16 protein-coding genes and 2 tRNA genes are annotated in these 16,697 nt (G+C 36.6%); 3 read left to right on the forward strand and 15 right to left on the reverse strand.

Translation table 11 applies throughout. The features are described from left to right. The first annotated feature begins 80 nt into the window (after nt 1-80). A complete protein-coding gene (locus tag ACX9TM_RS22550; RefSeq protein ID WP_065382238.1) occupies nt 81-533 on the forward strand; it encodes a MarR family winged helix-turn-helix transcriptional regulator in 453 nt (150 codons plus the stop codon). A 2-nt stretch (nt 534-535) separates the two neighbouring features. Then, nucleotides 536-952: an organic hydroperoxide resistance protein gene (locus tag ACX9TM_RS22555; RefSeq protein WP_000359781.1), complete on the forward strand. Its 417-nt coding sequence runs from the start codon at nt 536-538 to the stop codon at nt 950-952. Between the two features lie 33 nt (nt 953-985). Here ACX9TM_RS22555 and ysxC read toward each other — a convergent pair whose 3' ends face one another. From ysxC to ACX9TM_RS22590, 7 genes are all read right to left on the reverse strand, one after another. Continuing rightward, nucleotides 986-1,582, reverse strand: coding sequence for a ribosome biogenesis GTP-binding protein YsxC (ysxC, locus tag ACX9TM_RS22560; protein WP_000869116.1), 597 nt, complete (start codon nt 1,580-1,582; stop codon nt 986-988). Further along, nucleotides 1,579-3,909: an endopeptidase La gene (gene lon, locus ACX9TM_RS22565; protein ID WP_000097289.1), complete on the reverse strand. Its 2,331-nt coding sequence runs from the start codon at nt 3,907-3,909 to the stop codon at nt 1,579-1,581. Before lon ends, ysxC begins: the two co-directional genes overlap by 4 nt. Before the next feature lie 182 nt (nt 3,910-4,091). Further along, on the reverse strand, nt 4,092-5,762 hold the full coding sequence (gene lonB, locus ACX9TM_RS22570; protein ID WP_000119176.1) for an ATP-dependent protease LonB: 1,671 nt from the start codon (nt 5,760-5,762) through the stop codon (nt 4,092-4,094). A 106-nt stretch (nt 5,763-5,868) separates the two neighbouring features. Then, nucleotides 5,869-7,128 (reverse strand): ATP-dependent protease ATP-binding subunit ClpX, encoded by a 1,260-nt coding sequence (gene clpX / locus ACX9TM_RS22575; RefSeq protein WP_000472289.1) that lies wholly within the window; start codon nt 7,126-7,128, stop codon nt 5,869-5,871. A 264-nt stretch (nt 7,129-7,392) separates the two neighbouring features. Continuing rightward, nucleotides 7,393-8,670 carry a trigger factor gene (gene tig, locus ACX9TM_RS22580; protein ID WP_000105215.1) on the reverse strand — a complete coding sequence of 426 codons (1,278 nt, stop codon included), beginning with the start codon at nt 8,668-8,670 and terminating at the stop codon, nt 7,393-7,395. Nucleotides 8,671-8,979: 309 nt separating this feature from the next. Then, the gene (locus ACX9TM_RS22585) at nt 8,980-9,978 is read right to left on the reverse strand and encodes a hypothetical protein (RefSeq protein WP_065382028.1); all 999 of its coding nucleotides are present in this window, start codon (nt 9,976-9,978) and stop codon (nt 8,980-8,982) included. A gap of 197 nt (nt 9,979-10,175) precedes the next feature. Further along, complete coding sequence (locus tag ACX9TM_RS22590; protein ID WP_001983650.1) at nt 10,176-10,424, reverse strand: hypothetical protein; 249 nt, start codon at nt 10,422-10,424, stop codon at nt 10,176-10,178. A gap of 519 nt (nt 10,425-10,943) precedes the next feature. On the opposite strand from ACX9TM_RS22590, the gene ACX9TM_RS22595 reads away from it, so the two are divergent. Further along, nucleotides 10,944-11,558 (forward strand): PH domain-containing protein, encoded by a 615-nt coding sequence (locus ACX9TM_RS22595; RefSeq protein ID WP_000473863.1) that lies wholly within the window; start codon nt 10,944-10,946, stop codon nt 11,556-11,558. A 94-nt stretch (nt 11,559-11,652) separates the two neighbouring features. Here the strand turns inward: ACX9TM_RS22595 and ACX9TM_RS22600 are convergent, their stop codons facing one another. From ACX9TM_RS22600 to racE, 8 genes are all read right to left on the reverse strand, one after another. After that, a complete protein-coding gene (locus ACX9TM_RS22600) occupies nt 11,653-11,853 on the reverse strand; it encodes a hypothetical protein (RefSeq protein ID WP_000124460.1) in 201 nt (66 codons plus the stop codon). 425 nt (nt 11,854-12,278) lie between these two features. Further along, nucleotides 12,279-12,352: transfer RNA gene (locus ACX9TM_RS22605), tRNA-Arg, on the reverse strand. 1 nt (nt 12,353) lies between these two features. Continuing rightward, a tRNA-Gly gene (locus ACX9TM_RS22610) sits at nt 12,354-12,427 on the reverse strand. Between the two features lie 108 nt (nt 12,428-12,535). Next, nucleotides 12,536-13,039, reverse strand: a complete 504-nt coding sequence (locus tag ACX9TM_RS22615) for a metallophosphoesterase (RefSeq protein WP_000645488.1) — start codon at nt 13,037-13,039, stop codon at nt 12,536-12,538. 13 nt (nt 13,040-13,052) lie between these two features. Further along, on the reverse strand, nt 13,053-13,661 hold the full coding sequence (locus ACX9TM_RS22620; RefSeq protein ID WP_000815939.1) for an XTP/dITP diphosphatase: 609 nt from the start codon (nt 13,659-13,661) through the stop codon (nt 13,053-13,055). Nucleotides 13,662-13,672: 11 nt separating this feature from the next. Continuing rightward, a complete protein-coding gene (gene rph / locus ACX9TM_RS22625) occupies nt 13,673-14,410 on the reverse strand; it encodes a ribonuclease PH (protein WP_001261765.1) in 738 nt (245 codons plus the stop codon). Nucleotides 14,411-14,541: 131 nt separating this feature from the next. Next, nucleotides 14,542-15,591: a spore germination protein GerM gene (gerM, locus tag ACX9TM_RS22630; protein ID WP_001126746.1), complete on the reverse strand. Its 1,050-nt coding sequence runs from the start codon at nt 15,589-15,591 to the stop codon at nt 14,542-14,544. Nucleotides 15,592-15,772: 181 nt separating this feature from the next. Continuing rightward, the gene (gene racE, locus ACX9TM_RS22635; protein WP_000774005.1) at nt 15,773-16,582 is read right to left on the reverse strand and encodes a glutamate racemase; all 810 of its coding nucleotides are present in this window, start codon (nt 16,580-16,582) and stop codon (nt 15,773-15,775) included. Between the last annotated feature and the right edge of the window lie 115 nt (nt 16,583-16,697).

Consider the following 16,697-nt stretch of genomic DNA (forward strand, 5'->3'; position numbering starts at 1 on the left):
ATTTGACATTGCATTTCTTTTTCGTTATATTAGTTTTACAAAATTAAATTGTGCACAACTTAATTAGAAGGGAGTTATTTATGACAGAAGACTCTTTGCATCTAGATAACCAACTTTGTTTTTCTATTTACGCCTGCTCTAGAGAGGTTACTCGTTTTTATCGACCTTATTTAGAAGAAATGGGTATTACGTATCCCCAGTACATTACTTTACTCGTACTATGGGAGCAAGATGGACTAACAGTAAAAGAAATTGGAGAACGTCTATTTTTAGATTCTGGTACGTTAACACCTATGTTAAAACGTATGGAATCATTAAAACTTGTAAAACGTGTTCGTTCCAAAAAAGACGAGCGAAAAGTTTGTATTGAATTAACAGAACAGGGCAAAGATTTAAAGGAAAAGGCTTGTTCATTACCGACAACGATGGCTACAAACTTAGGAATTACAGAGCAAGAATATCGCTCTTTATTAATTCAACTAAATAAACTGATTGACACAATGAAAACAATTAATGATGGAAAAGGGGAATAAATATGGATAAATTATATACTGCTTCAGTAACAGCAACAGGTGGAAGAAATGGGAAAGTAGTTTCAGATGATGGCATATTAAATCTTGATGTAAAAATGCCGAAAGCACTAGGTGGTGCAGGCGGAGAAGCAACAAATCCAGAACAACTATTTGCAGCTGGTTATGCAGCTTGTTTCGATAGTGCATTACAACTTGTCATTCGTACAAAACGTGTGAAAGTAGAAAGTACAGAAGTAACTGCTCACGTTTCTATCGGAAAAGATACAGATGGTGGTTTCGGCCTATCTGCTGTACTTGATGTACATGTGGCTGGCGTTTCACATAGCGAAGCACAAGAACTTGTAGAAGCGGCTCACGGTGTATGTCCTTACTCGAAAGCAACACGAGGAAATATTGAAGTTACATTAAACGTACGCTAAAAAATTTAGCAAAACAAAAACGCGCGACATTCGTCACGCGTTTTTTGTTTTTGTAAATTTATGAATTGCTTTCCACGCTTCTTCTTTTCCAAGTCCTGTTTCAGAAGAGAATAGAACAATTTCATCGCCAATTTCAACAGCAAGCGTTTCTTTTACAACTTTTAAATGCTTTTGCCATTTCCCTTTCGGAATTTTATCGGCTTTCGTCGCAATAATAATTGTTGGGATTTCATAATGCTTTAAGAAATCATACATCATCACGTCATCACTTGTTGGTTGGTGACGTAAATCAACTACTAATACAGCTGCGTCTAATTGTTCACGCGTTGTAAAGTACGTTTCAATCATTTTCCCCCATGCAGCGCGCTCCGATTTAGATACTTTCGCATATCCATAACCTGGAACGTCAACAAAGTGCATCATCTCATTGATTAAGAAAAAGTTCAGCGTTTGCGTTTTTCCTGGTTTAGAAGAAATACGTACTAACTTTTTACGATTTAAAATTTTATTAATAAAGGAAGACTTCCCCACATTTGAACGACCTGCTAATGCAATTTCTGGTAAATCACTGTCTGGATATTGTTCTGGTTTAACAGCACTAATTACAATATCTGCTTTTGTTACTTTCATTGTTTCACTCCTACTAATGCGTGCTCCAATACTTCATCTAAATGAGATGCAAGCACAAACGTAAGGTTTTCTTTTACGCTCTCTGGAATATCATCTAAATCTTTCTCGTTTTCTGCTGGCAAAATAATTTTTGTTAAGCCTGCGCGGTGAGCACTTAATGTTTTTTCTTTTAAACCACCAATTGGTAATACACGACCACGAAGTGTAATTTCACCTGTCATACCGACTTCTTTACTTACAGGAATACCTGTTAGCGCAGAAATAAGTGCCGTTGCCATCGTAATACCTGCTGACGGTCCGTCTTTTGGAACTGCTCCTTCTGGAACGTGAATATGAATATCATTTTTCTCATGGAAATTCGGATCGATCTGAAGCTCTTCTGCACGAGAACGTATATAACTAAACGCAGCTTGTGCTGATTCTTTCATAACATCCCCAAGTTTCCCTGTTAAAATTAGTTTCCCTTTTCCTGGCGCCACAGAAACTTCAATGGCAAGTGTATCGCCGCCTGCTGCTGTGTAAGCTAGACCTGTTGCCATACCAACTTGGTCTGTTTTTTCAGCTTGCCCATAACGGAATATGTGTTTACCAAGTAAATCAACAATCTTTTTCTCTGTCACAACGATACGTTTACGTTCTGCTGTAACGATAATCTTCGCTACTTTACGGCAAACTTTTGCAATTTGGCGCTCTAGCGTACGAACACCAGCCTCACGTGTATAATAACGAATAATCTCAAGCAGCGCTTCATCACGCACTTGTAAATTACCTTTTCGTAAGCCATGTTCTTTTAATTGTTTCGGCAATAAATGCTCACGAGCAATGTGTACTTTTTCAAGTTCTGTATAGCCAGCAATCGAAATGATTTCCATACGGTCAAGTAATGGACCTGGAATACTTGAAAGTGTATTAGCAGTTGCTACAAACATAACTTTTGATAGATCATATGGTTCTTCAATGTAATGATCACTGAAGTTATGGTTTTGTTCTGGATCTAATACTTCAAGTAATGCCGCTGATGGATCTCCACGGAAATCGTTAGACATTTTATCAATCTCATCTAATAAGAAGACTGGATTAACTGTTTTCGCCTTTTTCATACCTTGAATAATGCGTCCTGGCATTGCTCCAACATATGTACGGCGGTGACCACGAATTTCAGATTCATCACGCACACCACCAAGAGATACACGGACGAAGTTACGATTCAATGATGTTGCAATTGAACGCGCTAACGAAGTTTTGCCGACCCCAGGAGGGCCTACTAAACAAAGGATAGGTCCTTTTAATGAATTCGTTAACTTCTGTACAGCTAAATATTCAAGTACACGCTCTTTCACTTTTTCAAGACCGTAATGATCGTTATTTAAAATCTCTTCCGAATGAGCAAGATCAATTATATCTTCTGTTGCCTCTGTCCACGGAAGCGCTAATAACCAATCAATATAATTGCGAATAACACCACTCTCCGCAGAACTTGCTGGTAACTTTTCATAACGATCTAATTCTTTCAGCGCAGCCTTCATTGTTTCTTCCGGCATTCCTGACTGTTCAATTTTCTCACGAAGTTCTTCTACTTCTCCGCCCTTGCCTTCTTTGTCGCCAAGTTCAGTTTGAATCGCCTTCATTTGCTCACGTAAGAAATATTCTTTTTGCGTGCGCTCCATGGAACGTTTCACTTTTTGCCCAATTTTCTTTTCTAGGCTAAGTAACTCTTGTTCATCTTGAATAATTGAAATAAGTGTTTGTAATCGTTCTTTTACAGATACAATCTCTAGAATCTCTTGTTTCTGCTTCGTTTTAATCGGCAAGTGAGAAGCAATTAGATCAGCTAATCTCCCTGGTTCTTCCACATCAGCTACCGTTGCAAATGTTTCATTTGAAACTTTTTTCGAAACTTTAATATATTGTTCGAAATGCTCCAGTAACGTACGCATAAGAGCTTTCTCTTCTAAATCATCTTCTACTTCTTCAGTTACCGTTTTAATCGACACTTGTACTACATTTTCTTCTTCGATAAACTCTATTACTTCTGCTCTATGTAAACCTTCCACAAGGACACGAAGCGTACCGTTCGGCAATTTTAACATTTGCTTCACTTTCGCCACCGTACCTACACTATATATGTCATCTTCTTTCGGATCATCGATATTCATTTCTTTTTGCATTGCTAAAAAGATGATATTTTCATCCATTGCCGCCTGCTCTAGTGCTTGTATCGATTTATCACGTCCTACATCAAGATGCAAAACCATCGTTGGATATACGAGAACGCCTCTTAATGGTAGGAGGGGCACGATTCTTTCGTTCGTATTCATACTAGACATAGCACCTCCATAATAAATTAAACTCCTGTTCAACTATTTTATATTACAATACACCTAGATGCAATTGCTGAGATTCCGCGCAATTGTAAATAGCTTGTTTTTCTACCTCACGAAAAGAAAAAAGACTCCGATTAAGCATACAAACTTAAACGAAGTCTGGCAAATTTTATTATTGTTTATTTTTACATAGATTGTGCATCAGTTTCGTCTACCTTAGTATGTACATCTAGCTCTCTATGCATATTTTCTTGCATAAACGTTAACTCAAATACTTCTTTTAACTTACGGACAGGAATAATTTCAATTCCCTTGATCGTATACAAAAATGGTTGCATATTTTCAGCAGGAATAATGACTTTCTTAGCTCCCGCTTTTTTCGCAGCTTTTATTTTTGCGTATACGCCACCAATAGGCTTTACTTCTCCGTGTATACTTATTTCCCCTGTCATCGCTACTTCATTATTTACATATGTGCGGTGTACCGCAGAATATACACCTGTTGCCATAGCGATTCCTGCAGAAGGGCCATCAATCGGGATACCACCTGGAAAATTAATATGTATATCATATCCTTCTGGCAACACATCTAAAGAACGAAGTACTGTTAATACATTATCAACAGAGCCTTTCGCCATACTTTTACGACGAATCGATTTCGTTTGACTACCAATACTTTCTTCTTCCACAATTCCGGTAACATTTACCGATCCTTTATCTTTCGCCTTGATTGCTGTTACTTCAATTTCTAATAACGCACCTGTATTTGGTCCGTATACAGCAAGACCATTTACAAGACCAATCCTTGGAATCGGATAAATGCGCTTTTCATATTTCGGTGTAAGCTGACTTGAGTGAACAACCCACTCTATATCTTCATCCTTAATGAAAGAACGTTCTTCATTTATCGCCATACCAGCAGAGATTTGCACGAGATTAATCGCTTCTCGTCCATTCCTTGCATACATCCCGATCATTTCAATACCATTTTCACCTATTTGCATTTCCACTTTTTCCGCGGCATTTTTCGCTACTTTTTGAATTTCTTCCGTATCTAATTCACGGAAAAATACTTCTAAGCAACGTGACCGAATAGCAGGAGGAATTTCCTCTGGCGAACGTGTCGTTGCTCCAACTAAGCGAAAATCTGCCGGTAAGCCTTTTTGGAAAATATCATGTATATATGTTGGGATCATCGTATTTTCTTCACTATAGTACGCACTTTCTAAAAATACTTTTCGATCTTCTAACACCTTTAACATTTTGTTCATTTGAATCGGATGGAGCTCGCCAATCTCATCAATAAACAAAATACCACCATGTGCATCTGTTACAGCACCTTTTTTCGGTTGCGGAATACCTGCTTGCCCCATCGCCCCAGCACCTTGATAAATCGGATCATGCACCGAACCTATTAAAGGGTCTGCGATACCACGTTCATCAAACCGAGCTGTTGTCGCATCAAGTTCAATAAATGTTGCATTCGTACGAAATGGAGATTTAGGATTTCGTTTCGCTTCTTCTAATACAAGACGTGCTGCCGCTGTTTTCCCAACACCTGGCGGGCCATATATGATTACATGTTGCGGATTCGGACCACAAAGAGCCGCTTTTAACGACTTAATTCCGTCCTCTTGCCCTACAATATCTAAAAAGGTTGTAGGACGCACCTTTTCTGCTAGCGGCTCTGTTAAAGAAATCTCACGCATTTTACGAAGCTGTTCTAATTCTTTTTTCGATTCTCGATCAATTGAAACTTTTTGTGTTCGTTGATTTCGAAGTAAATGCCAGAAATACAATCCGACAATTACACCAAAAACAAGTTGAACAACTAAAAATATATTTGTCCAGCTCATTATTTATTTCCTCCCGCAATATTTTATCTCTTAGTATTTCCGCGGAGGAACGTAGCTAAACATAAAGAAAAACAGCAATTATAAAAATTGCTGTTTCCCTTTCGCATTATGCAGATGTTTTTGTATCAAGTACAGTACCGTCTTGTAACACCAATTTTGGCGGCTCATTATCAGCTACTGTTTCTTTTGTAAGAATACACTTCTCGATATCTTTACGAGATGGAAGTTCGAACATTACATCAAGCATTAAGCCTTCAATAATAGAACGAAGTCCACGAGCACCCGTTTTACGTTCAATTGCTTTTTTCGCAATTTCGATTAGTGCACCTTCTTCAAACTCTAACTCAACATCGTCAAGCTCCAATAATTTTTGGAATTGCTTAACAAGTGCATTTTTCGGTTTCGTTAAAATATCAACAAGAGCATCTTCATCAAGTGGCTCTAGGTTCGCAATAACTGGAAGACGACCGATAAACTCTGGAATTAAACCAAATCTTAAAAGATCCTCTGGTAATACGTGAGATAAAACATGCTTCTCATTCACATCAGCATTTTTCTTCTCAGAACCAAATCCAATTACTTTTTCACCAAGGCGACGTTTAATAATCGGCTCAATGCCATCAAACGCTCCACCACAAATGAATAAGATGTTCGTTGTATCAATTTGAATAAACTCTTGGTGCGGATGCTTACGACCACCTTGAGGTGGAACGCTTGCTACAGTACCTTCTAAAATTTTCAGAAGTGCCTGCTGCACACCTTCACCAGATACATCACGTGTAATTGATGGATTTTCGGACTTACGTGCCACTTTATCAATCTCATCAATATAAATAATTCCTTTTTCCGCTTTCTCTACATCATAATCAGCTGCTTGAATTAATTTTAGTAAGATATTTTCTACATCTTCCCCAACATATCCAGCTTCTGTTAAAGATGTTGCGTCCGCGATTGCAAATGGAACATTTAAAATACGCGCTAAAGTTTGTGCCAGTAATGTTTTACCACTACCTGTTGGCCCGATAAGTGCGATATTACTCTTCGCTAATTCTACATCATCAATTTTGCTGTTAGAATTAATGCGTTTGTAATGGTTATATACCGCTACCGCTAGTGCTTTTTTCGCGCTATCTTGCCCGATGACATACTCATCTAAGATTTCACGAATTTCTACCGGTTTCGGTACATCTTTGAATTCTACTTCTTCGTCCTTCGCAAGCTCCTCTTGTACAATTTCAGTACAAAGTTCGATACACTCGTCACAAATGTAAACACCTGGACCTGCCACTAACTTTCGAACTTGCGTTTGTGTTTTACCACAGAAAGAACATTTTAATTGCCCTTTTTCATCATTAAATTTAAACATATTTTCACACCCCTTACAAAGTGCTAACCTCTTGCCTTCGTATGTACACGATAAATGTATCGTATGTAAATACATATTATGTCACTACGTGGCGAGAAATACAAATAATATGACTAGTTATGTACAAATAAAAAATTTTTAAAACTTTTGAAATATGTATATTCGACTTGTAAAGGAACTTTTCCTTCTCCATCGAAAAGTTTTATAAATATATTTCTATATTTATAAAACAAGGCACGATTTTAATCGTGCCTTGTTATTTTATTATGCAGCGTTTTCTACTAAGAAGTCTACAGCTTTACGCACTTTAAGATCTTCAGCTAAAGCGTCTACGCTTCCAAGAGCTTGCTTGATAGCGTCTACTGGCATACCGTACATTTCAGCCATTTTTTCAACTTCTGCAGTTACTTCTTCTTCAGTAACTTCGATGTTTTCAGCTTCAATGATAGCTTCAAGAACAAGATTGATTCTTACACGTTTTTGTGCATCTTCTTTCATTTGCTCTTTTAATTTGTCAGCATCAGTACCTGTGAATTGGTAGTAAAGCTCAAGGTTCATACCTTGTTGGCTTAAACGTTGCTCGAATTCACGAACCATACGATCTAACTCAGTGTTGATCATAGCTTCTGGAATTTCGATTTCAGCGTTAGCAGCAGCTAATTCTACTACTTCGTCACGTACTTTGTGCTCAGCTTCGTGCTTTTTGCCTTCTTCTAAGTTTGTGCGAAGTTTTGCTTTTAATTCATCAAGAGTTGCAACCGCTTCGTCTGCTTCTTTAGCGAACTCGTCGTTTAACTCAGGAAGTTCTTTTGTTTTGATTTCGTGAATTGTTACTTTGAATGTTGCTGGTTTGCCAGCTAATTCAGCAGCATGGTACTCTTCTGGGAATGATACTTCAACGTCTTTAGACTCACCAGATTTAAGACCGATTACTTGCTCTTCGAAACCTGGGATGAATGTACCAGAACCGATTGCTAGAGAGTAGTTTTCGCCTTTTCCGCCTTCAAATGCTTCGCCATCAACGAAACCTTCGAAGTCGATTACAGCTGTATCACCGTTTTCAACAGTTCCTTCTTCTTTAACAACTAGTTCAGCTTGACGTTCTTGTAAAGATTTTAATTCGTTCTCTACATCTTCGTCAGTTACAGTTGTTTCAACTTTTTCTACTGCTAAACCTTTGTACTCACCTAATTTAACTTCAGGTTTCACTGTAACTTTTGCAGTGAAGATAAGGTTAGCATTTTTTTCGAACTTCTCGATGTCGATTTCAGGATGATCAACTGGGAAGATACCAGCTTCTTCAATCGCTTCACCGTATGCTTTTGGTAAAATGATATCTAAAGCATCTTGGTATAAAGATTCAATACCAAAGCGTTGTTCGAATAATGGACGAGGCATTTTTCCTTTACGGAAACCTGGTACGTTAATTGTTTTTACTACTTTTTTGAACGCAGCGTCGATAGAGTTGTTTACTTCTTTAGCATCAACTTCGATTGTTAAAACGCCAACGTTACCTTCTAATTTTTCCCATTTTGTAGACATTTATTCTTTCCCTCCAACTATAATAATGTATGCACATACCTCTATAGATTAAAATCTTCATTATCTCTTTTTTGAAATAACAAATACACAAATAATCCTCTAGCAAAAGCTTTCAGATATAATGTTCCAATCTACTAATTGCCCAGAAGACAACTACGGTATATTTTGTTCGAGAATAATATGAAACATATTAAGTAAGAGAATTACACTTCTCTTCTCTTACAAACAGGCAGTTTTCTGCCTTTTGCAACCCTTACATTATAACATAGAATATGCTCGTTTCAAGAACTGAACGATTCTTTTTCATAATTATACGGGCAAATATCCTTCTCTTTCAACACGTAATAACCATTGATAGGCAATATGAAACTCTTCCAATTCGATATTGTATGCTGCCATAAGCTCTTCTTCATCAATAGCCAATCCGAAACGCTTTCTTCCAATTCTCTCTAAAATAGCTGACCAAATCTCTTCTTTATCCATTAATAGAGCAAATGGGAAAACGCTAATTTGCAATTCTTTCCAATATGTAACCATTGCTTCAAATATATCGGGATAATTTTGCTCTAATCGACTTGATAATTTATGTATAATGTTATTGGATTGCTCCTCATTATGACCTGTAAATGCTGGAATTACCTTAATCGTATTCCCAAACTTTTCTACCTCTATTTCCTCTTCTACCTGACTTTCTATCATTTTATACAAAATAGAAGTTTTCAAATAGGGGTGTTGCTCTTCTTCTATTAAAAATTTCTTTAAAACAGGTAATGCAAGATCTAAGTCTTTTAACGAAAGTCGCTGAATCGCTCTTAGCTTCTGTCCAAAGTTTTCTCCAAAAATTTCATTAGTAAACTCATCCAACTCAAAATTTGAATCGACTAGCGATGCATCTCCCTCATTGAGCATACCTTCTGCAAATAAAGCAAGTTGCGCTAATTTTTCCTTTTGATCAGGCATTATATCTTTCGTTTGTAAAACCTTTTCAACAGTTTCAATAACACCTTCATAATCATTTGTTTGAACTAAAATAGTCACGTACGTTTCAAGAATATCACCAAATAAGACAACTCCTGTTTTAAGCAACTGTTCACATTTGTCTTTCGCTTCTTCCATACGTTTTAATTCGAGTAAACAAATAACTGAAGCTAATTCCGTTTGTTCCGTTTCCGCATTATACTGACGTAATATTTCAAAGCAGCGCAATGCATCTTCGAACTTCCGCTCTTTCAGCGCTAAAAAACCTTCATCAATATAGCGCTCTGATAGTTGTGGAAACAATACGACCGTATTTTCTTTTTTATCCATACGTCCGCCTCTTTTTCTTGATTTTAATTATGTTCAAAGTAAATATATCAAATGCGTAATGAGAACACAACATCCCAAAACTATTTGTTTGAAATATAAAAATATTTAATTTTTACATTCCAATACGAATAAATCTCTACTAAAAATTAAAATTGTACAAATAAAAATCCCCAGCAACAAGCGCAGAGGATTCATCATTAATGGAAAGCTTTTATAATTGTGGGGTATATTACAAGGGTAATAATTTGGAGAACAATAATTGCCATAACAATCATGCTAAAATAGAAGATTGGTTTACTTCGCTTCATTAAAAACATAATAATAAGCATCGTACAAGCAAACAAACTTAAGAAGAACAAACTTGTTGTCGAACTAAGTATACCACTTGGGACAAAGAACAATAACACTACACTACAAGTACCTATAATTCCAAATAACCATTCCATTCATTCACTCATTCCCTTTCCCTCTCATGGCTGTTTTCTCTAAGCAATCAAATGTTTCACAACATCAACTACATACGTTAATTTCTCATATGCTACAAATCCAAAAGCAACCGTTAAGCCCGTTACAACTAATCCTTTCATCATTTCTGCCTCCTCGTTTTATCGTTGTTATCTTCATTATAAAAGATTAGCAATTTGTTACCATCGAACTACCTTACAGTTACCTTACAGAATTGTAAGATTTCAAAAGAGGATAGAAAAACACCTCACATAGCTTGAGGTGCTTTCACGGAATTTCTCTATAATCACTTGCAAAATTAACTTTTTTCTCTTGGTTATTTTTCGGAGAATCCAACCTTAAACTAATAGATTTACTAAATAATTTAGGATCAAAATAATTATTCATTACTTTTCTTAACTTACCTTCAGATATTTTCGTATTACAAGAAAACAAAGGATGAAAATCATGTTAATATATTTTTATACAATTAAGAATTTAATTTACAAGGGGGATTATATATGTTTAAAAAAATGGCCGCAGATGTATTAGGACTAAGCGATGTAGGTTCTGTTATTACACCTAAAGACTATGATAAGGTCGATGCCGATGATTATGTAATGCATGAAGATGGAGAGAAAATTTACTTTCTAATTAAATCGAAATCAGATGAATATTGCTTCACAAACAAAGGGTTAATTCACTTAGACGGTACAAGCGCAACAAGTAAAAAACGTACACTACGCCGCTTTCGTTATAGTAAATATCAAATTAAAAACGTAGCACTCGAAACTGCAGGAACGATTGATTTAGATGTAGAAATTAAGTTTCAAATGGGCGATGAACATTACTCAATTGATGTTCATAAAAAACATATTGAAGAATTAAAAGATTTATATAAGGCTTTACTTAAAATCGAAGAAATTTCATACGACAACGATATTACATTACAATATGCACATAAAAGTTTAGATATGGCATCTAATGCCTTTAGCCGCATTTCAAACGCACAAGTAAATTTAGCAGAGCAATTTAAAGAAATGAACGAGATTGCCTTTAACTGGCTTGTTGATACGAAGAAACAATATAATGTGAAAGATTATGGTTTTGTATTTGAGAAGTTTATTAACAACTAATTTAAAATACACAAAAAACCTTGTTATCAAGAGATAACAAGGTTTTCTTAGCGTCCCAGGAGAGATTCGAGCTCCCGCTCCGCCCATTTCCGTACTATTTTATATATTTTGATCGCAGTCTTAATATATCTTCTCCTTCGCGAATGCCTGCCGATCCCTTCCTCACATTTTTTACGACAGTCCAATTCGGGTTAGTTTCATCACCGATGTTCTGTACTGTAAAATTGCCATCACCATATTTTCGGTGGCCTTCTGCCAATTTCTCCGTTAAATCATTCTCATTTGATCTCGCCATCTTTGCGCCATCTCCCTTTTTTATACGACCTTCTTAAACCATCTAACCAATCACAGGTCCAGTCAATTGGAGATTCTCATTTTCCGCTTCTATTAATTGTAACACACTGCCGGGGATAAGTTCCGATAACTGCTGCTCAACCGTACTAGAATGGTAAAGAATTTTATAATATTGCAAGTAAACAATTAAGAGAATCTGAATATGGATTTGAGTTCCATCATAAACCTATTAATTCTTTAAATTAAATAAGATGAATAGGGCGCATAAATGGCGCTCTTTTTATTTAAGAAAAAAAGTACATATGCAACTGCTTAATATCAAAGGAAAGGTCGCAAATATTAAGCATGAACTACGCTTATAACCCAAACATCAAATTTTAGACAAACAAAAAACCTTGTTATCTTTTGATAACAAGGTTTTTTTAGCGTCCCAGGAGAGATTCGAACTCCCGACCGTACGCTTAGAAGGCGTATGCTCTATCCGGCTGAGCTACTGGGACATGGAGCGGGTGAAGAGAATCGAACTCTCGACCAGAGCTTGGAAGGCTCTTGTTTTACCACTAAACTACACCCGCATATGTTATTTTCTTTTCTTCGTTAGCGCCGTTGCCCTATCGACAATATTTATTATATGTATAACCACACATAAAGTCAACACCTTTTTTAAAAGAGGATAAATTTTCTTATCCTCTTTTAAAAACTGCCTGTTCAACTAGTTGTCCGTCTAACGTTTCAAAACGAACTTCCATTTGATTTTCATCCATTTCTAATAAAGCAAATGTCTTTTCTACACGCTGACGTGGTAATAAAATACTGCCTGGATTAATAAATAAAACGCCCTCGATTAATTCCGCACCTAATACGTGAGAATGTCCGAAGCATGCAACTTGCGCTCCCACTTCTTCAGCATGGTACGCTAGCGTTTGTAATGTCATTTTTACATTATGCCGATGCCCATGTACAACTAAGAAGCGAATTCCATCTACATCAGTTACAATTTCATCTTGAAAGTTAGCATAATCACAATTTCCTTTTACAACATGGAAACCTTGCAGCTCTTCATGAGCAGGCGTTAGCTCTGAATCACCGCAATGAATCATGATATCTACTTTCCCTTCATACTTCTCTTTTAACTGCTGTAATTCCTTCACAGAGCTATGACTATCGCTTACGATTAAAGCTTTCATCAATCTCTCTCCCTTATTCTCCTAAAAACCATTCAGGGATTTTTTCTTCTAGCTTACGAAGAGCACGTCCGCGGTGACTAATAGCATTTTTTTCATCTGAACTTAATTCCGCCATTGCTTTTTTGTATTCTTCCACATAAAAGATCGGATCGTATCCAAAGCCATTTTCTCCGCGGCGTTGTTCTAAAATAAATCCTTCACATGTCCCGTTTACAATGACAGGCTTTTTATCACCTTCAGGGAAAGCTACTGCTAATGCACAGTAGAAGCGAGCTTTACGCTTATCAAACGGTATTTCATTTAATTCTTGTAAAACTTTATCAATATTCGCTTGATCATCTTTTGGCTCTCCAGCAAAACGAGCTGAATACACGCCTGGTTTCCCGTTTAACGCATCTACAATAAGACCTGAATCATCCGCAATTACAATTGCATTCAACTGTCTACTCAAACTATCCGCTTTTAAGATCGCATTTTCTTCAAATGTTTCACCAGTTTCTTCGACTTCTTCAATATGAGGAAAATCGTGTAATGATTTCACTTCTAAATCAAATCGCTCAAATAACTCAGCAAATTCACGTACTTTCCCCATATTTTTTGTCGCTACAACAACTTGTTTCATACTTTCCACCTCTACTCTATATGAGATACGATGTCACCTAACGCTTCTTTTTGCATATCAATCAGTTGGAAAATGCCTTGTTCTGCTGCATCAAGTAATTCATTTAACTGCGCTCTACTAAACGTCGCTTCTTCTCCAGTTCCTTGCACTTCAACAAACTGACCTTTTCCAGTCATAATTACATTCATATCAACGTCTGCTTTAGAATCTTCTGCATAGTTTAAATCTAAAACAACACCTTGCTCTTCAACAATCCCTACTGACGTTGCTGCTAAATAATCTTTTACTGGAATTTTAGATACTTTTTCTGCTTGTAATAACTTCTCAAACGCTAATACCATCGCTACGTATGCACCTGTAATAGAAGCTGTTCTCGTTCCACCATCTGCTTGGATGACATCACAGTCAATCCAAACTGTTCTCTCGCCAAGCGCTTCTAAATCAACTACCGCACGTAATGCTCGTCCAATTAAGCGCTGGATTTCCATTGTACGCCCTGTTACTTTCCCTTTGCTTGACTCCCTAATCGTACGTTGTTCTGTTGCACGCGGAATCATCGCGTATTCAGCTGTTACCCATCCTTTTCCTTCTCCACGCATAAACGGTGGTACACGCTCTTCAATTGTTGCTGAGCAAATCACCTTTGTATCCCCAACTTCAATTAATACAGATCCCTCTGGATGTTTTAAATAATTCGTATGAATATGTATATGGCGTAATTCTGTTTTCTCTCTACCATCTACTCGCATAAAAATAACCTCCTCTTAATTACTACTCGTTAGTATAGCCAAATTTAAATGTATGATATGTATACAATAAAAGAAGGAGAACCCAAAAAGCAATTCTCCTTTCTTACTTAAGTATATCAAATTATTCAAGATTAAAAACTACCTGTATTCACGTTTTCTGGACGATCTACAGGTTTTATTAACTTTCCGCCCTTTTCATCTATAAGATTTGCTTTTCCATTCACTTCAATAGAAATATTTTTCACACCTTTCTTTTCAGTTAAAGATAAAACTAACGACTTCAATACGTAATTTGAGATCATATTTTTATCTGGGTTTACAAATATATTTTCATTAAAGTTTAATGTAAGATTTCCGTCTTGTAATTTCGGATTCGTAATAAGCTTAACGCCTGGATTAAAATCATTCAGGAGCGATTGATGGATCGGACCTTTTACAAGTTCATCTATAATTGCTGCATAGTCATTTTCTTTACCTTCCGCAACGCGGCGTGTGACTGGTACGTAGTATTGCTGTTTATTATTATTTTGCGCCATAAAATACAGTGTGACTGGTTTTGTATTTGTTACATCTGCTACTTGTTCATCATCGAAATTAATACCATTTGCACGGCTCACTCCTTCACCAAGCGGTGTACCACCAACCGGCATCTTTGCCAATTTCTCACCATTTATTTGGAACTGCACTTGTTTTATCTCTGTAAATTGCGTCAACGTCCAAGCTATAGATTCAACGATTTGACGCTCTTCTTCTTTCGCATAGTTTTTCATTTCTTTAGAGAAATCAATAACTGCCGTTCCGTCCTTTTTCAAATCTAAAGTCATCGTTGTATTCGCCGGAATGACTGCACGAAACCCATTCGGTAATAAATTCGTTACCGGTCCATCTTTCACAAGGTATTCTAACGTTTGCTTCACAGTCTCATTTGCTTTCGGAGTAGGTATAGCTAACGTTTGTGGTACAACATAACCATTTTTATCAACAAGGTATAGTTCTCTGTTTACCATTTGCCCTTGCTTATCTTTTTTAGCTACTTCTTTCTTCCCACCCTCTGTATACGTAACTTGTTTTGGCGGATCAATTTGTTCAGTTGCTTTCTCTTGATTTATAAAGCCACACCCTGTTAGTAAAACAGCGCTCACAGTAGCACCAACAACCCATTTAAAAGTGGATTTAGGCATGCCATTCCCCCCTAAAATCTAAGTTTGTACTATTATGTATACGAGCTGTTTCACGTTTTAGAACAAGCTGCGCCTCTTATAAATTGAAACTTTAATCAGTAGGGGTCTTACTCCCCAGCAAATAGCAAGATAAAACAAAAACTCCTGATTTCTCAGGAGCTCACTTATATAAATTCTACTATTATTCTTTTTCTAAATGAATATGCTTCACATTTTCAATCGGTTGACCGAACCATTTTGATGCAATTTCTTTAAACAAGCCTATTTTTCCTGTTGTTAAGAAGAGATGATCGCTTTGTTCTTCTCCTTCATTCAACATTTTACTATGATATAAGATTGTACTTACTTCACGTGCTGTTTCATCACCAGAACTAATTAGTTGCACTTTATCTCCCATTACTTTTTTAATAACAGGTCCTAAAATCGGATAATGTGTACACCCTAATATAAGTGTATCAATATCGGTACTTTTCAGTGGTTGCAACGTTTCTCTTACAACTTCATACGCCATTTCACTTTCGAAATTCCCACTCTCTACAAGTTCAACGAAAGGTGGACAAGCTAAACTTTCTACCATAACACGGTTATTAATAGACTTTAACGCCTCTTCGTATGCACCACTTTTCACCGTTCCAATCGTTCCAATAATCCCAACGTGATACGTGTTTGTCACTTTTAAAGCTGTACGTGATCCTGGGTGAATAACTCCTACTACTGGAATTGGTAATTGTTTTTGCATCTCTTCTAATACAACTGCAGTTGCTGTATTACACGCAATAACTAACATTTTAATATTTAAATCTAGTAAATGCTCTGTCATTTCCCACGTAAATTGACGTACTTCTTCTCGAGAACGTGGACCATAAGGACAACGTGCTGTATCTCCTAAATATATGATACGCTCTTTCGGCAACTGACGAATTAATTCCTTCGCTACTGTTAAACCGCCAACTCCTGAATCGATAACACCGATTGCTCTATTCAACTTCATCACCCGTTTTCTCATTCATCATCTTTTATGTTTATCATTATATTTTACACACTTTAAGTTCGCTCACTTCAAATGCTTCTGTATGAAAATTTTCATTTTCCCATGTATAGACTAG

The sequence above is a fragment of the Bacillus sp. LH1 genome (genome assembly GCF_057924895.1).

What these genes read in the sequence shown, in the direction of transcription:
- ACX9TM_RS22550 (WP_065382238.1), top strand. Translation starts at nt 81, where the DNA reads ATGACAGAAGACTCTTTGCATCTAGATAACCAACTTTGTTTTTCTATT.
- ACX9TM_RS22555 (WP_000359781.1), top strand. Translation starts at nt 536, where the DNA reads ATGGATAAATTATATACTGCTTCAGTAACAGCAACAGGTGGAAGAAAT.
- ysxC (WP_000869116.1), bottom strand. Translation starts at nt 1,582, where the DNA reads ATGAAAGTAACAAAAGCAGATATTGTAATTAGTGCTGTTAAACCAGAA.
- lon (WP_000097289.1), bottom strand. Translation starts at nt 3,909, where the DNA reads ATGTCTAGTATGAATACGAACGAAAGAATCGTGCCCCTCCTACCATTA.
- lonB (WP_000119176.1), bottom strand. Translation starts at nt 5,762, where the DNA reads ATGAGCTGGACAAATATATTTTTAGTTGTTCAACTTGTTTTTGGTGTA.
- clpX (WP_000472289.1), bottom strand. Translation starts at nt 7,128, where the DNA reads ATGTTTAAATTTAATGATGAAAAAGGGCAATTAAAATGTTCTTTCTGT.
- tig (WP_000105215.1), bottom strand. Translation starts at nt 8,670, where the DNA reads ATGTCTACAAAATGGGAAAAATTAGAAGGTAACGTTGGCGTTTTAACA.
- ACX9TM_RS22585 (WP_065382028.1), bottom strand. Translation starts at nt 9,978, where the DNA reads ATGGATAAAAAAGAAAATACGGTCGTATTGTTTCCACAACTATCAGAG.
- ACX9TM_RS22590 (WP_001983650.1), bottom strand. Translation starts at nt 10,424, where the DNA reads ATGGAATGGTTATTTGGAATTATAGGTACTTGTAGTGTAGTGTTATTG.
- ACX9TM_RS22595 (WP_000473863.1), top strand. Translation starts at nt 10,944, where the DNA reads ATGTTTAAAAAAATGGCCGCAGATGTATTAGGACTAAGCGATGTAGGT.
- ACX9TM_RS22600 (WP_000124460.1), bottom strand. Translation starts at nt 11,853, where the DNA reads ATGGCGAGATCAAATGAGAATGATTTAACGGAGAAATTGGCAGAAGGC.
- ACX9TM_RS22615 (WP_000645488.1), bottom strand. Translation starts at nt 13,039, where the DNA reads ATGAAAGCTTTAATCGTAAGCGATAGTCATAGCTCTGTGAAGGAATTA.
- ACX9TM_RS22620 (WP_000815939.1), bottom strand. Translation starts at nt 13,661, where the DNA reads ATGAAACAAGTTGTTGTAGCGACAAAAAATATGGGGAAAGTACGTGAA.
- rph (WP_001261765.1), bottom strand. Translation starts at nt 14,410, where the DNA reads ATGCGAGTAGATGGTAGAGAGAAAACAGAATTACGCCATATACATATT.
- gerM (WP_001126746.1), bottom strand. Translation starts at nt 15,591, where the DNA reads ATGCCTAAATCCACTTTTAAATGGGTTGTTGGTGCTACTGTGAGCGCT.
- racE (WP_000774005.1), bottom strand. Translation starts at nt 16,582, where the DNA reads ATGAAGTTGAATAGAGCAATCGGTGTTATCGATTCAGGAGTTGGCGGT.